The organism is Ihubacter massiliensis, assembly GCF_024125305.1.
Lineage (GTDB): Bacteria > Bacillota > Clostridia > Peptostreptococcales > Anaerovoracaceae > Hominibacterium > Hominibacterium faecale.
Genome location: NZ_JAMXVH010000001.1, coordinates 894796 through 916919 on the forward strand (window position 1 = coordinate 894796; position 22124 = coordinate 916919).

Here is a 22124-nt window from a genome sequence, read left to right on the forward strand (position 1 = left end):
ATTACTATCCCCCATAAATATATCGGATTTCGCGCAAATCTTTTCCGCCGATGTTATCGTTCAAATCGTCATCGGTTGCTGAAAACCCTTCTTTTTCGTAAAAATGTCTTGCCCCCAGGTTTTCTTCCAGAACCCACAAAAAAACATCTTTGTAGCCCTGTTTTTTCAATTCAGCAAGAGCAGATTCCAAAAGAGCCTTCCCGAAACCTTTTCCCATATAATCCGGCAATAAATAAATGGAAATGATTTCTCCCTGTCCATCAAACTGGTTAAAACGGGATTTACAAAAACTGCTTGTCCCCACGATGCTTCCATGATCGACACAAACCAGTGTGCTCCAATCCGGGTTTTCTAAAACCGTTGCCCAGCTTCCCTCCGGGATTGAATCAAGATAATCCTGCGGTATTATGCCTTTATACGCATGTTTCCAGCTTTCTTCATATACCCTGCTGATTGCCATTCTGTCATCTGCAGGCGTAATGTATCGAATTTCCACTATGCTCCCACCTCCGTAAATTGCCATTCAGATAGTTCTTTGCAACTGATTTTTCCTGACCATTTGCGGAAACGGACAGCGCGGTCATTGTTGACTTTAAAGCCGACAGCAATAATCATCTGAAGGCTGTAATGGATAACTTCACGATTTACCTGCCTTGAACCTTCGGTTTGAACTATCCGGAATTTCCGGATAGTTGCCTCTTCAGTAAGTTCACCATCCGAATATATTTTTTTGATATGTTCATTGATAGTCCTCACATTTACATCATACAGCACGGCCATCATCTTCTGCGTCAGCCATATATTTTCATCTTCGTAGCGCATTTCCCTACTGTCAGCACGATCTCCAACTGCCGCAGCATAAGTCAGATATTCAGCCGCCGAGCTGTGTATCGTTATTTCATCTTTCTTCATTGACATGGTAATCCTCCAGTCCATAAACGTTTCTTAATATCAGCAGATGCTTTTAGCAGGAACTATGATAAAACTGCACCATTTTTCACTCCAATCTGTCAATAATATACCATCTTATCGAAATAAGATCAATTCGATCGGATGGCCCTGCCTGGTCCCACAAAGAAACGACTTTAAAGCCTGGCCTTCGAGATTAAGAAAATGTCTCAAAATGTATTGACACAGGCCCAAATAGATTCTATTATCGATATTAATAAACTATAGCGAAAAGTTCGAAAACACTTAGAAAGGGGGCATGAACTGGTCGTAAGGAAAAGCTAATTTTTAAGGAGGAATTATTATGAAAGTTAAGTATGAAGGAGGTCAGGTGTTGACCGACGCCATGCCTGATCTGAAAAAAACGAAATTCTCGCTCGCAGGTATTGTCTTCTTTATTTTCTGCGCAGTAAGCGGCGGAGCTTTCGGTATCGAATCGATCATTCCGGCTTCCGGTCCCGGGCTGACGCTTGTTCTGTTAATCGTGATCCCGCTTATGTGGGCGCTGCCCATGGGACTTTACGTATCGGAACTGACAAATCTGGCGCCGGTGGATTCCGGTCCGTATGTATGGATGAAAATGGCCTTTGGTGAGTTCTGGGGCTTTGTTTTCGGTCTGTGGATGGCCGTTGCCTGGTATCTGACGGGGGCGTCATACATCGTTCTGGCGACGGATTACATAGGTATGTATGTGGACATGAGTCCTACGGTGGCGCTGATAGTAAAATTCGCAATTATTCTCGTATTTACAGTTGTCAATCTGCTGGGCCTTGAGGAAGTGAATGTTGTAAACACGATCTTCACCTTTATTATTCTGGCCGCCTTCCTGGCAGTAGGCATCGTGGGCTTGGCCAACTGGGAAAACAATCCATTCGACCCGTTCATGAACGTTGAATCGGGCGCGTTCTCCAGCCTTGGCGTGGGTATTGCCATCGGCGTATGGATGTTCTGCGGATACACTGCTATCGCCAATCTGGGCGGTGAGATCGAAAATCCCCGGATCATTCCTAAGGGTATGAAGCTGTGTATTCTAGTTATGGTAATCAGCTATATCCTGCCGACATTGGGCGGAATCGTATCCACAGGCCCGTGGTCTGAATGGGGCACCACCATCGACTATTCAACCGTGCTTCTTACCCATGTAGGAAAGTGGGCCGGAGTGGCATTTATGATTGTAGCCGTCATTTCACAGCTGGCCCTTGTTAACGCCACAACGGCGACTGCGGCCAGATCCTTTATGATCCTCGGTAAAGATCATCTGTGTCCCAAGTTCCTGTCGACGGTTTCCAAGAACCGTAAGGTTCCTATCTGGCCCATCATTATCCTTGCTGTTCTTAACGCGGTACTGGTAAATCTGGATTTTGAAATTCTGGTAATCATACTGTCACCGCTGCTTTTCGTATGCTATACAGGCTTCGCTGTGGCGTTCCTCAAGCTGAGGAAGCTGTATCCAGTGGAAAAAAGAGGCGACCTGTACTATGTTAAAGGCAAGCTTTCGCCCTATTATATTGTGATTGCGATGTTGATCATCGGCATCGTAGGTATCCTGATGAACGGAACGGAATACTTCCTGCTGGGATATGTTCTTATCCTGTTCGCTCTGCTGATGTATATCATCTGCAAGAAGGTATATGGAGGGCTTTCCGTGGAAAATCCTTTGCAGTACCCGCTGAATCCGAAGACCGGCCTTGGCAAGGGCGATACCGTAAGAGTCGGAAGATTCTTCCTGATCTTCGGGGTTTTGGCTCTCGGCGGTTCCTTCTTCCTGAGATGGTATGAAGGAGACTGGGGTCACGATTATTACCTGGATCTGTACGGATCGGGCCTGATCAGCAACTGGGAGCTGATGATGACCATATTGACATGGCTGGGAGTTATCATGCTGGCCTTGAGTATTGTTCTTCACCTCGTCGGCAAGAAGGCTGACCCGATCCCGGATGATGAAGAATGCCGAGTAGCATAGTCTGATCCTTTCGGGATTGTTCCATAATGAGTACCGCCAGATAGTGTTTATCTGCTCGGTCTTGTTGGTTCTCATTATGGAACTTTTTTCTTTTATACCATTTTATATCGCTGCGAAAAGTAACAAACTACTTTCTGAATCCGAATAAATTTGATAGAATATGTCATATAAGCAACAGCTCTATGTTAATATTGACTAGTCGTTGTAACGTCCTATTAAAGGAGGGCAATCATGAAAAAGGACTATGAAGCTTTATTTACCCCGTGGAGCATCGGCGATTGTGAAATAAAAAACAGAATCGTCCAATGCTCCATGGGCGGAACTTCCATCTTCGGATGGATGGAGCCCAATCATTTTGATAAAGAAGCAGCCAATTTTCTGCTGGAGCGGGCCAAAGGCGACGCGGGCCTTATTCTGCCGGGAATCGCGCCGATTCGCGATACTTTCTTTGGCAAATGGCTCTACCAGGGAAAAGGGAAATTCAAGGAGTTAAAAGCGTTTATGGATGAGTTCCATAAAACCGGCTGCAAACTCTTTGTGCAGCTGACAGCCGGTTTTGGACGCTCCATGGCTGTAAACGAATTGATGGAAACGATCTATTGCAATAAGTTTCTAAGAACAATCGGAAAACCGATTATGAACGTTGAATATCTTTGTGCCAGCGCTTCCCCGAACCCGAACAGATGGAGCGATAAGGTTCCGTCAAGAGCGCTTACGGTGGAAGAGATTCATGAAATGGTCGAGGCCTTCGCCAAAACAGCCAAGCTCTGTAAAGAAGCCGGCGTGGATGGCATCGAAGTCCACGCGGTACATGAAGGCTACCTGCTGGACCAGTTTACGATGAAGTATTCCAACCAGAGAACAGACCAATATGGAGGTTCCTTTGAAAACCGATATCGTTTCCCGGTGGAGATCGTAAAAGCCATCAAAGCCGAATGCGGCAGCGATTTTCCAGTGTCGCTTAGATATTCTGTGGTTTCGAAAACAAAAGGTTTTCGGAAAGGGGCCCTTCCCGGTGAAGAATATGATGAGGTTGGGCGCGATATGGAAGAGTCGGAGCGGGCGGCAAAGTATCTGCAGGATGCGGGTTATGATATGCTCAACTGTGACAACGGTACATATGATGCTTGGTACTGGGCGCATCCGCCTGGTTACATGCCGGAAAACTGCAACCTGGAATATGTCAAGCACATCAAAGAGTTCGTCGATATTCCTGTCGTTTGCGCCGGAAAAATGACACCTGAGGCCGCCGCTAAAGCCATCGAAGAAGGCAGTATCGATGGTATGGGGGTCGCGCGCCAGTTCCTCGTTGATCCTAACTGGATCACAAAGCTGATGGAAGATCGGGAAGATGATATCAAACCTTGTATCAACTGCCATAACGCGTGCTTTACCATGGCCTCCTATGAAGGAGCGCCGAACGTTCAGGACATGGACGATACGCGGGGAATGGCGCGCTGCGCCTTGAATCCAAGGACCATGCAGTCGAAAAAGTACAAGATCGAAAAAGCATCCCACCCGAAAAACATCGCCATTATCGGCGGCGGGATCGGCGGCATGGAATCGGCGCTCGTGTTAAAGGCCAGAGGCCACCATGTTACGATCTACGAAAAGAGCGGTGAACTGGGCGGCATCTTTATCCAGGCTGCAGCGCCATCGTTCAAGGAAAAGGATCGCGCTTTAATTGAATGGTATAAACGAGCGGTCGCAAAAGAAGGCATAGAAGTGAAATTTCATACCGAGGTGAACGATGTCAGCGGTTTGAACGCAGATGAAGTAATCATCGCAACCGGCTCCACCGCCAAGGTACCGCCGATCCAGGGCATCGAAAAGGCGATCAAAGCAACGGACTATCTGTCGGGGGCTAATGTGGGCGAAAACGTAGTGATCATCGGCGGCGGGCTGACCGGCTGCGAAATCGCCTACGACCTGATCTTAAAAGGCAAAAAACCTTGCATCATCGAGAGTCTGAATGACCTGATCTGCGCAAAAGGCGTATGCCTTGCAAACTCGTCGTTTTTGAGAGAAATGATCGCTTACAAAAAAGCCCCTGTGCATCTCAACTCGACGGTCTGCGAAATCAAGGAGCATTCCGTCATCATCGAAAACAGCGATGGAAAGCTGAGCGAAATCCAGGCGGATTCCGTGATTTATTCCGTTGGGTACACCCCAACGCCGCTCCATGAAAAAGCGAAAAACATTCACCTGGTCGGAGACTGCAGCAATGTGGGCAACCTGAGGACCGTAATATGGAGAGCCTGGGATATTGGGATGAAACTATAGTCAAGCTGGGCAGGTTGCTGGCGATTTTGGCGGAGCCGCCTGCGGTGCGGGCAATGTGGGCGTTATTGGCAGGAGCCTAGAGCTGGCAATCAAGATGGTCGGAAAGACTTCCTAAAATAGGTATGTGATGTTAGGATATAAAAAGTTTAAATTCAATTATGACTTTCAACTTAATCACAAATGCTGCGCTGATGATTGAATCCGGCAGAGGATATGTTTTTTCATTTGAGGGATTTAGTTATACGGGAGATGGTGATCCATTGACTTTTCGCCCCCTTTACCCTAAGATACAGGCAAATCTGTATCTTATATGGCGAAAATATGAGATCTTCAGTAATTCTGCCGAAAAATTCTTATCCTTAATAACAGAATTTACTAAACCGTCTTAACTATAATCCACTTCATTAAACAATATCTTACTTATGTAAAAGTGGTAGGCTCCTCACCACTGGAACAACATCCAGTGATAGGGGCCTGACTCATTTTTCATAAATAAGACTAACGTGATAATAACGACTCCCGGTCCATCGCCGGAGGGCCGCTGATAGATTTTTTATGCTGATTCCAGTACTCCAAAATGTTGACATGCGATATTATCAAGTTGCTTTTTAATCTCTACAAAATCACAATTCAAATCAAGCGTCTTTACTCCAATTGTATTTCCACCCATTTGATATGTATGATCTGGTTGCATCTTATCAGTAGTTTTTGCATAAAGAAGGAGGCCTGCGACATTCCCCGTATCGTCTTTATCAAGATTTTTCACATACGTAAATATCTGATATAAGTTATTTGAATGAATGGTATATGTATCATACTGTATCTGCATAGTATGGGAATAGTACTTCGCATCGATTATTAAAGCTCGATCCGCTTTTTTCAGGGTTATATCTGTTTGCATGATCGGCAAAAAGTCTGCTATTCCATCGTCTAAATCCCAAAGTATTTGATCGGCGTTTGGATGCAGATACGGGTGATGATATCGATAATATTCGAGAATAAACTTTTCATACAACCTACACATCCTCTGCTCATCAATAAAGTTTGCCCATTTTATCTCGTCTTTCTCGGTGGATATAATCAATCCCTCTAACACAAGGTTGCACACATTCAAGAGCATCCTGTAATTCTGATTGTTTTTCTGGAACCTTATTGTATCCCACTTAATTTCTGATTTCTCTATACTATCGACTTCATCAAAATAAAGCAGGTTTTTCTTTAATAAAGCTTTTCTCTCTGGCTTAACATCTGAATTCCTAATAAGGAACCACATTGTAGTCTTCAGAATCCTATTATACAAGTTGTCTACGGACAGATCATCGAAATGACAATACAATTTCTGTTTCTTTGCCAACTTGTTTTTTATAGTACTTTGAAAATCCAAATGCCCTCTTAAAGTAGAAAGATCGTCTTCATATAAGACATACTCTTTATACAGCCCTTGCTTTAATTGCTTAGATACACCTTTTCCCAAAATAGCGGCGAACATATCATAAACGTTATCAAAATCCTCCGTAGCAATTTCATCGTAATTATCATGACGGAGAATCTGAAAAGCATAGGTAAGCATATAGTATATGTTCTTTATCAAAATACTTTTATCACCAGTCATCAGTCGTTAAAAACTCCTCTCAGAATGTTCTGCCACCGCTGAAGTTTTGTAGCATCATCAAACCAATATTCTTCCAATGTAGGTATGATATCGTATTCAACAACAGACTGCATCCATTCATCTGTACATTCAGTCTGATTACAAAAATAGCTGTGGCCTATACAAAAACCACTTCCCAGTGAACTATCCTTGATAATCTCTGTATTCAAATCCATTACTTTCTCGATTAACAGATTAAATGTTTCATTATCCAGTTTCTTCATATACCTCTGAAAGCCTTCTGAAATAAATCCCGGTTCCATCGAATAGAAGCTAAAACGTCTTCTAAGAGCATAGTCGATCATCGCTAAGCTACGATCAGCTGTGTTCATCATTCCAATAATATACACATTCTTCGGAACAGTAAATGTTAATCCATTATATGCCAGCACGGTTTTAGTCCCGCGGTATTCCTTCTCAATCAGCATAAGAAGTTCTCCGAATATCTTACTCAGATTACCTCTGTTGATTTCATCAATAATAAAGAAATATGGTAAGTCAGGGTTATTTGCCGCTCTCTGACAAAATTTGTAAAACACTCCGTTCCGAAGTTCAAATCCGTCACCGCTAGGCTTATAACCCATAATGAAATCTTCATAAGAATAATTCTGATGGAACTGTATCGTTTCTATCTGATTCTCGTCTTTAGCACCGATAATTGAATATGCCAATCTTTTCGCTGCAAAAGTCTTACCAACTCCTGGCGCACCCTGCAAAATAATATTTTGTTTTTTCTTGAGCAGTGCAATTAACGTATCATATTTCTCAGCTGTCATGTAAACATCAGCCAGAAAATCATTTTTTGTATAACTGTCAAATTGCTTCTCGTTAATAGGATTCTCTTCACGAATAACATCCATTATGAAGTCATATTCACCCTTAGTCAGCTTGAACAAGCTCCCTTGAGGATTGACGAAATACTCCATTTTCTCCAATTCCGCTGCTTTTCTAAGGGTAATATAATCAATCGGAGAAGTAAGCCCTTCAACTTTTTCAAAATATAAATTCTTCCCATCATTCTCTTGGCTAATTTTGGAAACAGCAACAACTTGTTTGACAGGATATGATTCGTATCCAATAACAGCATCACCGGCTTTAGCATCCAAGAAATTCTGAAAGATTCTTCTCTTATTACCATTCTCATTAAACAGTGTATAACTCTGTATATTGCCTACGGGCAATTCCGAAAAGCTCCATATCTTAGGGTTTGCATTTAACCACCAATATCTTTGCTCATCATCTGCTTCGGTTGAGTATAGCTTTACAGCGTCAAAATCATATTCATCAAGTGCCTCTTTCAGTTCTTTACGAAGTTTCCAGACAAAACTACCATATTCGGTTTTGTCTGCCTTGTGTCCCATATAAAGCACAGCCCACCACCGTTGCTTTCCTTCCTCGTCGATTCTGACTTCACAGCTAGTTTTCTCTGCAACTCGCCTTCCCAGACTTGAAGACCCAACATTATAATAATTAGGTTCCTCACCGTACTTAACAGAAAGTTGTTTACAAGTTGCAGCGCCACCATAGTCACGAAGTCGATATACTATCTCTAGACTCTGTGTGGTGAAAATTTTTTCATCACACAAAAGTTCAATCCACTTATCCTTTGAAATCCTCGGATCATATTCCGAATCGATCCAATCTTCTTCTACCGTTTTTTTCTTTGATAATTTTTCTGAAATATAGAAACAAATATCAAATGCAAGTGTTTTGTATGCCGGATCAGGATAACAAGAATCCTCCATGACCTCATTGAATAGTTCAACCAGAGATTTTTCACTGGTCACAGCTTTAGCAATGATATTTACTAATTGGTGATTTCCTTTAATGTTTGTTGAAGTATCTCCCTTTTTGGGGACAAAATCACTATCAAGGAAGACACACGTCTCCCGGCATACTGTATATTTGAAAACACTATATTTATCCGGATAATTCAGCCATAAATATACTGTGATTGCCATTGGTCTTTGATAATGCTGCATCCCAGGCGATAGTCTATTGCAGATTTCATCTGCATCGGCCTGGAACTTGATAATTCTATCAATAACATCCTTTGATTCATCATACAGATTGATGAACATTCCCCTTACGGTTTCTTGATCTTGAAGTGAATATTCATAGATCATTTTACGCGGGAAATTATTCATAGAAGCTAAAAGGCCATATGTATTCTCTGTTGCAGCATAAAACATTTGTCCAAAGTTCTCAGCATTTATATCCCATTTAGCCTTAAAGTTCTTTATGGCCTCCCATTTAAACTTTTCGTCAGACCATCTTCCCTTAAAAATAAGTTCATACTGCTTTATTGCATTTTTTAATTTTCCTTCATTGACCATTGTTCTATGCCGCCTTCCCTTAATTTAGTGATTCCATTCTACATATTCATACTGGCCGCCACCGCGCCATCCAACATCTTTCGAAATGCCACCTTTTTCGCCCTCTATTACCTTTTTCATGCGATCATTGACATACATACAAGTGATTAGGTTTTCCTCAATACAAAGGTAACGCCTATGCATCTTGTGAGCTGTTGATGACGTTGTTCCAGATCCCAGGAAGCAATCCATCACAAGATCCCCCTCATTTGTCGCAATTTCTATCACTCTACTAATTAACCGCTCCGGCTTAGGAGTTTCAAAAAGGTCCTTGTTATATACCTTCAACTTCTGCAAGTGTGTTTTTGCGTCTTTGTTGGTTCCCGCAAAATCTGAAAGCCATAAAGTCTCCGGAACAATTCCTTTTACAGATTCAGAAATAAATTTTTTTATTCGTGGGACTCCATTTCCATCACTTCCAAACCAAATATTTCCATTCGCTATTTCTCTCTTCATCCGTTCTTCGTTATAAACCCAACACCTCCCATGTGGTGGATTATGCCGTTTTCCATTTGGTGCAACAATCTCATAAAACTGCGAAGGAACTGCGTGTCCAGCCTGAACATTAGCTGTTATCGACTGCCACGGTCCCCTAGGATCATTATCCGGATTAGAATATCTGTCCAATACATCCTGTGTTAACGGAAGCCGGTTCCTTCTTTTCTTAAACAGTTCTGGATTGGGAGAGTATACTAGCAAATACTCATGATTATTCGAGAATGCCTTTCTGTTTTCTCTAGTGTTTCTCTGCTGCCAAATTATAGTTGTAATAAAGCAGTTTCTTCCAAATATCTCATCACAAAGAACCTTTAAATAGTGCATTTCTCCATCATCAATTGAAATCCATAGACTTCCATCGTCTTTCAAAAAATCACGTAATAATATTATCGTGGCTTTCATCTGAGAAATCCATGCTTCATGAGAAGCATTGTCTGCATAATAATTATAGGTTTCTCCATTGTTGTATGGTGGGTCAATGTATATGCAATCTACTTTTTTGCAATATATGGTCTTGATATCATTCAAAACTGCGATATTGTCTCCGTGGATAACCACATTCAACAAATCAGATTTCTCTTTTAAGAATTCATCTTTTTTCATGTATATCTTCCTACCTGTTCCTACAGATTATGAGCATTTCAGCCTCATGATTAGATTCAAAATTTTTTTCTGTTGCATTGAGCTTGCTATGTGTAAATTCTCCCGGCGACATTGTTGAAACATCAGAAAAATACATTTTTGCTTTCTCTATCAACTGGTCAATGGTCTGAAGCCTAGGTGTAACAGCTTGTCCAGGGTCAAACGGAGAATAAGATAACGCCAATGGAACATTAAGTGCTTTTACACCTATGAATAAGTCTTCGAATGCTTTCTCAGCCTTACTCTTAATACAAAATGGTGATTGATGTCTTCCCTCTCTATATATAGCACGACTTATTCCCCCAGTTCCATTAGGGAAGGTCGTAGTAATGACCGGATTATCATGCAGGCAAATTGTTTCTAACACATGATAGTAGCGACTGTAATGATATCTTGTATATGGCGGATCAGCATAAACCACCTTAACATCGCTACTCTTCATATCGTGTAACACTGTTTTGTAGTCATCACATATAACCCTATGGCTGTGTATTTTTTCTCCAGCTCCAAGATAATGCTCAAGCCATTTTTCAAACGTATCAAATACATTCAACGAACGATCATCAAGAATTTTCTTCTTCAAAGAATTCTTGTAATTACCTTTAGAGTCTCTTACTTTTAATGGCTGTGCAAATTGCTTTCCGACAGTGTTTACAATTTCACTCGCAGTACTCAGAAGGGCAGCTAATAGTTTGACCCTCAGCAAGCCATTGTGTTCAAAAACATAGTGTTCTATACAATCCAGGTCCATTGCTTGGCTATATGAAAAATAGAGTCCCCCATAATATCTAACGATAATGGAGTCCAAATCTTCTGTTTCATTTCTCTCTTGAAGGGTATACTTTAGCTCATCCAGTCTGTCTCTTAACTCTGTCGTACAGCTGTCATTTCCTTCTTTTAGATAAATATATATGGAGCCTTTCTCAATTATTTCATACAACGCATCAATATCGTTACTTTTAGCTTTGTCTATACACGCCTGTTCATATTCAAGTAATCTCCCAAAGACCGCATTAAGCTTCTTTCTCGTTTGTCCTTTTCTGATTTTTTCAACAATCTCTTCTGAACCAATACTACAATCCATCCAAGTCATGGTTGCCTCACATAGAATACTGGAATACATCTGTATATCTGCTGCAATTACATCCCTGTATGATGAAAGATACCTGGAAACCGTACCCGATCCCGAAAAAAGATCACATACACATCCATTAGAATCGTCTAACAAATCAACGGCTTGCTTAATTGTGTCAAGCATACGAAGCTTGCTTCCCAGATAGTGTATTGGCCTTGTTATAGTATTTTCTTCGTTATTCATCCTCTTCTGCGTCCAATCTTTTCCATAATGCCAGGCTCGATGTCCTTTGATAAATCTCTTGACAATAATACCTAATTCTTCTCATCCGTGTTGAATATGATTCTTTGCTATCAAGAACCTCTATACATGCGTCGTAAGCCTCATCACCCGGCATCAGCAACTCATACATAAAATCTCTCGGTGAAACCTTGACGAATACTCCAATCGGTCTTTCTTTTCCGCTCGGATAATCCAATCCTTTTGCTGCATCTAATTCAAATCTATAGTTTTGACTCGATACAGACACACTTGGACGAACTTCGACATCATGTAGTAATCCATCATGTCCCATATTCCGGAAAAGAATTCTATATACTCCATTTTCTCCGCACGTAGCGCCGAAAAAGTTTTCAAAAGAATTCTTATCAAAATTAACTTGTTGCCATCTGCTACCACTTTTAGGTATTTCTGCCATCAAAACTTCGCTATTCAGAAACACTGTCCAATAAGGTAAATCTATGTCTAAATCTTCCCCGTATATGACAGCATCTTTATCTGTTACGCTTTTTTTTGTCCCTTCAGATTTTTTTGAAGCTGCATATTTTTTAATATCTGGCTGTCCGCTAAGCAACTCTATATATTTTAGAAGACGATCCGCATCAGCCTTTGTCCCCTTTTGCTTTTGAATACTGATAATAGTTCTCATACGCTCTGTATTTTGCTCAGCATATGCATTAACAATATCCTCATCCAGGTCAAACAAAAATGGTTTACTGTGTTTAAGCCATTCGTCCCACTCATGAACGAAATTTTTTATTTCTTCAGATGTTAATTTCTCGATAGCGTATGCCTCGCGATTCTGCCTTAGTCCTTTTTGAGTCAAATTCCCAGATCCAATAACTAAAATGCCTCCATCCGGTTGAGCAAACCAACTATATTTGGGATGGAACGTAGAGCCTTTGCTGTTGTGAATATATGCCTTAATTAATAAGTGATCAGAATATTTTTCCTGCATCCTTTTCAACGTTTCAACGGAATATACATTTGTTATATCATCCATACCAACAATCAGCGTAAACTGACCGGTCTTAAGAAACTGTTTGAAGTTATCATCTTCAATTAGCAGTTCAATTCCATCTTTTGACGCAAACGCATATGCACCACCACCGACAGTCCCTCCAACACACGCAGAAATCAGTGCCTCATGTAAATATGACGATTTGTAGTATGTAGGATCCTGAATATAAAATGCCATGATTTTTCTCCTATTTATCTAATAGTAAGTAAAAGTTTCGCCAGATTGTATCTTTTGTCCAGTAAAACCCTCATTTCCATATCGCACTAACAATCCCGCCAGCCCGCCTAAAATCAACCTTTCCGCACCACCAACGCCACACATTCTGTATGCCGCGTCCCAGCAAAATTATCAAACGGCTTCAAACTCTTAACCTCATACCCATAATACTGCAAATAATAAAGATTCTCCACCAGCGTCTTCGGATTGCAGGAAACATAAACCATCTGCTCAACCCCATAGCTGATAATCTTATCCAGCGCTTTGGGCGAAATCCCCATGCGCGGCGGATCCACCACGATCACATCAGGCTTTTCCGTCACCGTTTCCAGCACCTCGAAAACATCGCCCGCGATAAACTGACAGTTGTCCAGGCCATTAAGCGCGGCGTTGCTTTTAGCAGCCGCCACCGCTTCCTCCACCAGCTCCACGCCCACAGCCTTCCTGGCCTTTTTCGCCAGGGTCTGGGTAATGGTTCCCGTGCCGCAGAACAGGTCAAAAGCAACTTTGCCGCTGAAATCATCGATCAAGTTGATGGCGTAGGAATAGAGGCGCTCCACCGCTTCCACGTTGGTCTGGAAAAAGGAAAAGGCGCTGACCTTGAAATCCAGGTCCATGATCCGCTCCATATAATAATCACGGCCCCATAACGTTTTCAGCTCATCGCACTTAACCGCGTCGGCCAGGCTATCGTTAAAGGTCCGCAGAATTCCAACTAAAGTATGCTCCAACGGAAGCTGCTGAAGAAGCTGCACATACCCTTCCTCGTCAAAGCCAGGCTCCGTAGAAGTGACCAGGTTGACCAGCAGCTCGCCGGTATGCACGCCCCTGCGCACAATCAGATGGCGCAGCAGGCCCTTGTGGGACTTTTTATGGTAAAAAGAATAGCCTTTCTCCTGGCAAAAGTCCAGGGTGGCCCGCAAAACCCGATTAAAATCTTCGTGAACCAGCTGGCACTGATCCACAGTAACGATGGACATAAAATGCTTCTTGCGGTGCATGCCCAGGGTCATATCGCCGCCCTTTTCCATATCGCCGAATGTATATTCCATCTTATTGCGATAGCGGTACTGGCTGGGCGCAGGCTCGATGGGAAGAATCTCCCCGCAGGCAACGCCCTTTTTTTCAAGAAGGCTGAGAACCTCCTGTTCCTTGATTCTCAACTGTTCCTCATAAGGCGTCCCCTGATAAATGCATCCGCCGCAGAACTCGTCGTGTTTACATATTTCCATCAAATACCTCTCCTTTAACTAACATTAATTAAAATGTCCCATACTTATCATAAAACTCTTTTTTATATTCCAGAAAACGATCTTCCTCAATGGCTTTGCGAATGTTTTTCATCAAATTGACCAGGAAATGCAGGTTGTGGTTGGAAAGCAGCATGGAAGACAGCATCTCATTGCACTTGAACAGATGGCGCAGATAGGCCCGGGAATAATTCCGGCAGGTGTAGCAATCGCACTGATGATCCAGCGGGCTGAAATCCCGTTCATATTGGGCGTTCTTAATATTCACCTTTCCGGCCGAAGTCATAGCCATTCCATGGCGGGCGATTCTGGTCGGCAGCACGCAGTCGAACATATCGACGCCCCGCTCCACCCCTTCAAACAGGTAATCTGGCGTACCAACTCCCATCAAATACCGGGGCTTGTCCGCCGGCAGATGATCGACACAGTCATCCAGAACTTCGCACATCAAATCCTTGGGTTCTCCCACACTGAGACCGCCGATGGCATAGCCGGGCAAATCCAGCTCTACAATCTCTTCGGCGGATTGTTTGCGCAGATCCTTATACATGCCACCCTGCATGATGCCAAAGAGCGCTTGGTGTTCCGTATCCTTCCAAGCCGCCTTGCAGCGCTTGAGCCACCTGGTGGTTCGCTCCAGCGAATCCTTCACATAGCTGCGGTCAGCCGGATAAGGCGCGCACTCGTCAAAAGCCATCATAATGTCCGATCCCAGCGCCGTCTGCACCTCGATGGATTTCTCAGGCGAAAGCATGTGTTTGGAACCGTCGATGTGGGAGCGGAACTCCACGCCTTCCTCGGTAATCTTGCGCAAATCGCCCAGGCTGAACACCTGAAAGCCGCCGCTGTCCGTAAGGATCGGCCTGTCCCAATTCATAAATTTATGAAGGCCTCCCGCCTCCCGCACAATATCGTGTCCCGGACGCAGATATAAATGATAGGTGTTGGACAAGATGATCTCTGCACCCAGTTCTTTCACTTCTTCCGGGCGCATGGCTTTTACCGTAGCCGCCGTTCCCACCGGCATGAAAACCGGAGTTTCAATGGTTCCGTGGGGCGCTGTCACCCTCCCCCGTCTTGCCTTGGATCGAGGGTCGGTCTTTATCAGTTCATAGGTTACTGCTGTCATAGGTTCTCCTTTTATATCTCATGTTTTTCTCTGCTTTATCAGCCATATTATCATACCACACCCAATTTACTTTTTAAACCGCCAGGTATATAATTATTGGAAAGAGCTGCTGCAAATGATACCCAAAAAGGAAGAATGAGAATGGCTTATTTTACCACGAGCGATCAGTGCAAACTGTACTATGAAGAACATGGAAGCGGCGAACCTTTGATTTTTATCCATGGCTGGTCCTGCAACCACAAATTTTTCAAATATCAAGTGGATGAATTCGCAAAAAACTACCGGGTCATCTTGTATGATCTTCGAGGCCATGGTCAGTCCGATCGTTCCCAGATTACAGAGCGGGGTATGAATCTCAACCGTTTCGCTTCCGATCTTCACGAGCTGATCGAACATCTGGGCCTGGATCAAGTGTCTGTCGTCGGCTGGTCTATGGGAACCAGTACCTTGCTGGCCTATGCGAGAGAATTCAAGTGTCAGTACATAAAAAAGATGTGCTTTATCGACATGACACCAAAACTTTTGAATGACCCCCAATGGAAGCTGGGTCAGAGCTGCACCTTTGACATTGTGCAAAATCTCCAATTCATGGCCGCCATTGCGGTCAGCTGGGAATTCGCCGCAAAGCTGTTCATTCCCAATGTTTTCGCAAAAGACTATGACCAGGAATCGGAAGAGTTCCAGTGGGTCTTTAAAGAAGCGCTGGACAATACGCCCCACTGCATGATGAACATGTGGATCGCCATGGCGATTGAGGATTTCCGCCCGGTCCTGCCGACCATCAAAGTGCCGGTACTTTTAGCTTACAGCGGAGACGGTCTGATTTACGGCCCGTCCCATGGCGAATATATGAAAGAGCATCTGGGCACAGACAGCAAACTGGTCATCTTCCCCGGCTGCGGACACGGTCTTTTCCTCGAGGATCCGCAAAAATTCAACAGTGAACTGAAGGACTTCCTGGAAGACTGATTTGATAAGTTTCGCCCATAAAAAAACGAACACAGAAAAAGTGTCGCCCCGGCAGTATCCGCATTGGAAAGCGGATGCACATTCATAGCCGCAGTGACACTTTTTCATTTGTTTTATTCTTTGCTTTTAATCAGCTCCACATTTTTAATCTCAATGTCGCTCAGATAGCCGCCTTGATCAAAGGTCTGAGGATCCACCGTTCCCTCATACCAGTCTTTGCCTTCAAAATAAGCAGCCAGCTGGGAGTCATTGAAAATCCGTCCATGCCTTGCCATGATTTCATTTCTCGCGATCCGCAGCTCCTCGGATGTCAGCCCCTGCAGATCTTCTTCTGTCAAAAGCTCTTCTGAGCTATTGGGAATTATGTAATCTTCATTGGCCTGCTTGGTGGTTTCTTCCGTGGCCTGGGTCGATTCTTCAGTAGCCAGCGTTTCCTCGTCTGTGATGCTGTTTTTCACCTTGACCACTTCATAATGGCGGGTTTCTGCCTCATTTATGATACTCTTCCATTCAATATCCCTGCCTTTGAAAGTGAGTACCCCGTTTCCGCTGTTGCCGGCTCCATCGTTGGAAAAGGTATAATAGGCTTCCCCGTCTTTTATAGTTGCGCCGATATCTTTGACTACGATGCTGTTGTAAGCGGCTCCTCCGTCATAAAAGCTCAGGGAAATCCGCATCGTTCCTCCATTGACGTCAGTAATTTCCAGTCGAACGCCGCCAGAGCTTTCAATATCGTCGGTCCCACGCTCCTGCCAGACACCGATATAATCGTTATATTTAATGGAATCCGGATCTTGAAAGACCGAACTCTGTAGGAGTACAACGACTACTACGATTACCAATACTACTGCAAAGCCGATTTTGAGATACTTGGTCGGAATGGGGAATTCCTTTTCCCGCTCCGACCTCAGCTTAAAATCATATTCTTTTTCCTGAGGCGTCGGTGCTGGCGGCGGCCCCTGCATGAGCGGCTCTTCCTTCACGGCTTCTTCTTTTACCAGCTTTTTCTGTTTGACCGGAGCGCCGCAATATTTACAGAAATGACTGCGATTACTAATCTTCTTAAAACAATTTTTACAAAACATGACTTACTCCTGGTTTATATAAAGACTGCATCGCTGCAAAAGCTGCGATGCATGAAAATTTCTACGGTTCGATTATACATGAACAGAAAGGGGAAGTCAATTTTTCAGAATTGAATATCACAAAATCAACATCATCCATTTACAGCAGCCATTTCTGCAAGGTACGATTCAAAACCTCAATATCGATCGGCTTGGCAATATGATCATTCATTCCCGCCCGCAGCGCTTCCTGTACATCTTCTGCGAAAGCATTGGCTGTCATTGCTACAATCGGGATATCCTGCGCATCGGACCGCTTTAGTCCCCGAATATAACTGGCAGCCTGATATCCATCCATAACCGGCATCTGAATATCCATTAAAATGAGATCATAATACCCTTCCGGAGAATCCTCGAATTTGTTTACAGCCTCATCGCCGTTAAAAGCTTCTTCGATTTGGATATCTGCTTCCTTGAGCAGTTCACTGGCAATTTCCATATTGAGCATATTATCTTCCACCAGTAGAATCCGTTTATTGCTGTATTGATCCGCCCAATCGATAACCGGCCCTTCTTCTCCCCGATCATTCAACTCATTGAGCAGATAGCAGAAATTCGAACGATAAAATGGCTTGGAAAGGAATCCGGTTACACCTTTTTCCTTTACATCTTCTTCAATCTCTGACCAGTCATATGCAGTGAGGAATATAATTGGAACTTCCGACCCAACAATTTTGCGAATTTGCACAGCCGTTTCCGCTCCATCCATTTCCGGCATCTTCCAGTCCAGCAGGATCACCTTATAAGCTTGATCGTCTTCCTGGGCCCTGCGGATCATCTCCAGAGCGGTCTTGCCGCTATCTGTACAGTGCGCTTCAATACCCATATCACGAAGGATTTCGATCGCTGCGCTGCAAGCCTGCCTATCGTCATCAATGATCAGGGCTCTGGCGCCGATCCAAAATTCGGGTACCATTTCCTGCCTTGCTTCCTCTAATTTAAGCGACAGGGTTACCGTGAAGACGGATCCCTTGCCGGTCTGGCTTTTGACATCAATATGACCGTTCATCATATCAATAATATTCTTTGTAATTGCCATGCCCAGGCCAGTCCCCGCAATCCATCTGGTCGAAGAATCCTGTACCCGTTCAAACGGCAGGAACAATTTTTCTTGAAACTCTTTAGACATTCCGATACCGGTATCCGTACAGCGAATTTGATACATTCCATATCCTTTGCGCGTGCTGGAAAGCTGCTCTGCCTCTATGAGGATTCTGCCGCCGGCAAGGGTATATTTAACCGCATTGCTGAAAATATTGAGACATATCTGCCGAAGCCGCAGCGGATCGCCGATGATTTGTTCATTTCTCAGAGGCGCCAGCCGGACGTCAATCTCCAGATCATGAGATTTTGCCTGCGGGCGAACCAAATTTACCGTCTCGATCAGTAGCTCCGCCAAATTAAAAGGTTCTTCCCTCATAATCAGTTTGCCGCTTTCTATTTTTGACATATCCAGTACATCATTAATCAAATTTAGCAGATGGGTACTGGAAAGATCAATCTTATCCAGGCAATCTTTGATTCGTTCTCTATCATCCAGATGCGCCTTGGCGATTGTCGTCATCCCTACAATTGCGTTCATCGGCGTTCGAATATCATGGCTCATATTGGAAAGGAACCGGCTCTTTGCTTCATTTGCCGCATTGGCGTTTTCCAGCGCGCTCTGCATCATTTTGCGGTTTTGCTCTTCTTCATATTTTTGCTCATCCACGCGTCTGGACAACAAAATCGCCATCTGTTCCTCGGAATAAGGATTATCCACATGGATGATCTGGGCCGAAATCCAATGCTGCTTCCCATCCGTCAAAAGTGCCCTTGCTTCTATAAATACTTCTTTTTTCTTTTTCCCTAAAATTTCTTTCAAACGATCGATGGAAAACCGCTTTTCATATTCCTCTTTGGCATCTGATTCCAAAATCCGGCCGAAGGCATCGTATAAGTCCGTGTAGGACCTGGGATTGCCCATATCGATTTTCAGCTCTTGTTCAAAATACAAAACATCGATTTGGTCCGCAGAAAGATTAATGCTGATAATCACCGGATAGGCGTTGGAAATGGCGCTGAGCAGGGTTCTGCGTTCCAAAAGCTTTTCCTTTTCCTCTTCCTCCTCAGCCAGCTTTTCTTTGGTTACATCGTGGAAGGTAGCCACCAGCACCGGCTTACCATTTTCATCCATGGTTTTCTCAACAATCCCCGACGACCAAAAATAAGAGCCGTCCGTTCTGAATATCCGATTCAGGAATGTTTGCTTTGTTCCTCTTTCAACGGCATTCTTAAAAATTCGCTCTGTTTCCTCCATGTCATCCGGATGAATGATGGTTGAGAGCAGCATTCCTTTTGTGTCAACGTCATCTTGACGATAATGAACCATTCGCAGCCCTTCTTTATTGAGTTGAATAAACTGATGGGGTGCATCGATTGTCACCACGGCAATTCCCTCTGGAATGGAATTATATAGATGGCTGATATAATTGGCCTGGCTTTTCAATTTGCGGTTAGCCTTGCGGCCATGCCATAGATAAAACAGAACCAGCGCCGCAATACCCAGGATGACTGCAATCATCAGAACCATGGTCCTGGCAAGAATTTTGTTGCTCTGTTCACTGATGATATCTTCGGGAATGATGGAAATCAGATACCAATCCGTAGCGTGCTTCAGAGGAACATAGCAGAAAACAGTCGCTTCTTGATTATAGTTGAATAAAGCCCATCCGTTTTCCTTTTTCTGAAGGGATTTCTGGAATTGGTTTATAGTTTGCAGATCGTTTTCATCCTCAGGCAGCATATCAAATAAATTCTTTACCGTCTTGTTACTATTAGGGTGAGAAGAACGGATTAGAATCTCACCATCATGATCGGCAATATAAGAAAATCCTTCATTATTATAAAAAGAAAGGGAAAAACGATCAGCAATATTTCGTACTTCATATTCTTTAATTAGATACCCGTTTCGACCGTCGGAAAAGGTCACTTTTCTGTAGAGATCAATCACGTTAACGCCGGAAGTGCTGCTGATATGCGGATCCACGACGCCTTCTGTGTTCTGGTTTTTTTCCAGACTGTCAGCTGCCTGGGCATCGGCAAGACCGCTGGGAATCCATTGACCGTTTGAAAGGTAAAGGCGGATTCCGCCTTCGGTCTGCGTCCTCAAAAGGTTGTTCAGCGTTTTCGAATCATTAGAAGTGATTTTACTGAGATAGGAGCTTATCGTTTCCAAGGACTGAAAATCTTTGCTCAGCAAAAGACCCAATCCACTGGTCCCCTGCTTCGTACTCTCAGTAATCGTATTGATTGATTCCTGCCACAACTGATTCTTTACGTCTTTGATATAAAGAACCGTGACCGAGCACAGCAAAGATGCAATGAGCACCGCCGCCAATGCCGTTTTTTTCCATATATTAGAAATCATCATTTCATCCTCTGCTGTTCATCCATCCACGTCATAATTGTATCAACGGTTTCTCCGGAGAGCAGTTTTTGCGCAGCTTCAGCGGTTATTTCCCAAATGGGAAGTTCTAAAAGGCTGTCTGATCCAATCACAGTCCGTCCCGACTGATAACATTCAACCAGCGGCTGAATTTCTTCGGTTGAGGATGGCTGGCCTTGTTTCAAAGGACTGAACGATGACTGATTATCGGCAAACTTCTGTATGGAATCTTCCCTTGTAAAATATTCAACAAATTTCAGGGCTTGTTCTTTATTGGCGCTGCCTTCGTTGACGCTCAACCGGGTATCGGCATTGACCACCAGGACCGAACCATCCTTCCTTGCCGGATACGGTACAACGGTAAAGTTCAATTTCGAATTCATGTTTTTGACCCGGCCGGCAGCCCAGCCTCCGGTCAGCATAAATGGGGATTCTCCTTTTACGAATTCTTCCAGATCATCAGAAGTCTTTTCGGTTTTTAGCGCTTTCTCAGCATCAACATATCCCCGGTCGATAAAACGCTTTGCCAGAAGAAAACCCGGTCTCAGGTAAGTACTGAGCAGTTCTTCATTCTTGTTAATCTTTGCGAACAGCTCTTTCTGTCTGTCTTCATGATAAACCAAATCAAACCCTACGGCAATAGCCAGGGTTTTTATGGAAATGTCGTTATTGGCGATGATCGGTGTGATTCCCTGCTCCTTAAAAAATTGACAGACCTGTTCCCATTCTGCTAAATTGTCCGGAATTTCTTGTCCATATTCCTTGAGCAGTTCTTCATTGCAGTATAATCCAAAGGCGGAAACCGTAGTAGGAACCCACAGGATTTTTCCATTTTCCTCCATCTGGCTGATCATGCTGTCTGAGTAGGAGGAAATGCAATTTAACTGGGACAGATCCGCCAGCTGTCCGTTCTCTCCCAGCGATAAAGCGGTATCGTGATTGACCATAAAAATATCGTCGCCTTTCCCCGCCGCCATTCGCTTTTCCAGGGCTTCAAAATAATCCGTTCCTTTCAGGCTTTCATAAGACAAACGGGTATCAGGGTTTTCATCCATGAAGCCGGTTATAATCTCTTCAATAACTGTAACGTTCTCCGGTTCGTTCTTATTGCCAAAAAAGGTCAGATTAAACTTTACCTGATTTTCATCCTGATTGCTGACTACTACGTTTTTGCTGCCGCATCCAGCCAAAAGGCCGGCCAACAGAACCATGCAAAAAAATGCCAATAACACTCTTTTTTTCATATCTAAATCTCCGTTTGTCACTTGTGTTCA

At 43.5% G+C, this 22124-nt stretch carries 14 protein-coding genes and 1 pseudogene; 3 read left to right on the forward strand and 12 right to left on the reverse strand.

Going from position 1 to position 22124, the window contains the following annotated elements; genetic code table 11:
• Positions 1-4: 4 nt before the first annotated feature.
• Both NIA71_RS04070 and NIA71_RS04075 read right to left on the reverse strand, forming a co-directional pair.
• On the reverse strand, positions 5-496 hold the full coding sequence (locus NIA71_RS04070) for a GNAT family N-acetyltransferase (protein ID WP_253019723.1): 492 nt from the start codon (positions 494-496) through the stop codon (positions 5-7).
• 47 nt (positions 497-543) lie between these two features.
• Positions 544-918 (reverse strand): annotated as a pseudogene (locus NIA71_RS04075) (virulence RhuM family protein); the annotation flags it as partial.
• Positions 919-1252: 334 nt separating this feature from the next.
• Here NIA71_RS04075 and NIA71_RS04080 point away from each other — a divergent pair.
• On the forward strand, positions 1253-2911 hold the full coding sequence (locus tag NIA71_RS04080) for an APC family permease (RefSeq protein WP_148395313.1): 1659 nt from the start codon (positions 1253-1255) through the stop codon (positions 2909-2911).
• A gap of 231 nt (positions 2912-3142) precedes the next feature.
• The gene (locus tag NIA71_RS04085; RefSeq protein ID WP_253019724.1) at positions 3143-5194 is read left to right on the forward strand and encodes an FAD-dependent oxidoreductase; all 2052 of its coding nucleotides are present in this window, start codon (positions 3143-3145) and stop codon (positions 5192-5194) included.
• Positions 5195-5747: 553 nt separating this feature from the next.
• On the opposite strand, the gene mcrC is transcribed toward NIA71_RS04085, so the two are convergent.
• The 7 genes from mcrC to tgt form a co-directional block, all read right to left on the reverse strand.
• Entirely contained in the window at positions 5748-6806 is a 1059-nt protein-coding gene (gene mcrC / locus NIA71_RS04090) for a 5-methylcytosine-specific restriction endonuclease system specificity protein McrC (protein WP_253019725.1), read from the reverse strand.
• Complete coding sequence (locus tag NIA71_RS04095) at positions 6806-9181, reverse strand: AAA family ATPase (protein ID WP_253019726.1); 2376 nt, start codon at positions 9179-9181, stop codon at positions 6806-6808. Before NIA71_RS04095 ends, mcrC begins: the two co-directional genes overlap by 1 nt.
• A 24-nt stretch (positions 9182-9205) precedes the next feature.
• Entirely contained in the window at positions 9206-10321 is a 1116-nt protein-coding gene (locus NIA71_RS04100; protein WP_253019727.1) for a site-specific DNA-methyltransferase, read from the reverse strand.
• Between the two features lie 10 nt (positions 10322-10331).
• Positions 10332-11678, reverse strand: coding sequence for a DNA adenine methylase (locus NIA71_RS04105; RefSeq protein WP_253019728.1), 1347 nt, complete (start codon positions 11676-11678; stop codon positions 10332-10334).
• The gene (locus NIA71_RS04110; RefSeq protein WP_253019729.1) at positions 11671-12912 is read right to left on the reverse strand and encodes a phospholipase D family protein; all 1242 of its coding nucleotides are present in this window, start codon (positions 12910-12912) and stop codon (positions 11671-11673) included. The genes NIA71_RS04105 and NIA71_RS04110 overlap by 8 nt, the downstream gene beginning before the upstream one ends.
• 113 nt (positions 12913-13025) lie before the next feature.
• On the reverse strand, positions 13026-14183 hold the full coding sequence (gene rlmD, locus NIA71_RS04115) for a 23S rRNA (uracil(1939)-C(5))-methyltransferase RlmD (protein ID WP_253019730.1): 1158 nt from the start codon (positions 14181-14183) through the stop codon (positions 13026-13028).
• Between the two features lie 28 nt (positions 14184-14211).
• Positions 14212-15330 (reverse strand): tRNA guanosine(34) transglycosylase Tgt, encoded by a 1119-nt coding sequence (gene tgt, locus NIA71_RS04120; RefSeq protein WP_148395320.1) that lies wholly within the window; start codon positions 15328-15330, stop codon positions 14212-14214.
• A gap of 141 nt (positions 15331-15471) precedes the next feature.
• Here tgt and NIA71_RS04125 point away from each other — a divergent pair, with 141 nt between their 5' ends.
• On the forward strand, positions 15472-16299 hold the full coding sequence (locus tag NIA71_RS04125) for an alpha/beta fold hydrolase (protein ID WP_253019731.1): 828 nt from the start codon (positions 15472-15474) through the stop codon (positions 16297-16299).
• Between the two features lie 113 nt (positions 16300-16412).
• On the opposite strand, the gene NIA71_RS04130 is transcribed toward NIA71_RS04125, so the two are convergent.
• The 3 genes from NIA71_RS04130 to NIA71_RS04140 all read right to left on the reverse strand — a co-directional run bounded on the left by NIA71_RS04130 (position 16413) and on the right by NIA71_RS04140 (position 22094).
• The gene (locus NIA71_RS04130; RefSeq protein ID WP_253019732.1) at positions 16413-17384 is read right to left on the reverse strand and encodes a YARHG domain-containing protein; all 972 of its coding nucleotides are present in this window, start codon (positions 17382-17384) and stop codon (positions 16413-16415) included.
• 139 nt (positions 17385-17523) lie between these two features.
• Complete coding sequence (locus tag NIA71_RS04135) at positions 17524-20835, reverse strand: response regulator (RefSeq protein WP_253019733.1); 3312 nt, start codon at positions 20833-20835, stop codon at positions 17524-17526.
• On the reverse strand, positions 20832-22094 hold the full coding sequence (locus tag NIA71_RS04140) for an ABC transporter substrate-binding protein (RefSeq protein WP_148395324.1): 1263 nt from the start codon (positions 22092-22094) through the stop codon (positions 20832-20834). Before NIA71_RS04140 ends, NIA71_RS04135 begins: the two co-directional genes overlap by 4 nt.
• Positions 22095-22124 lie beyond the last annotated feature (30 nt).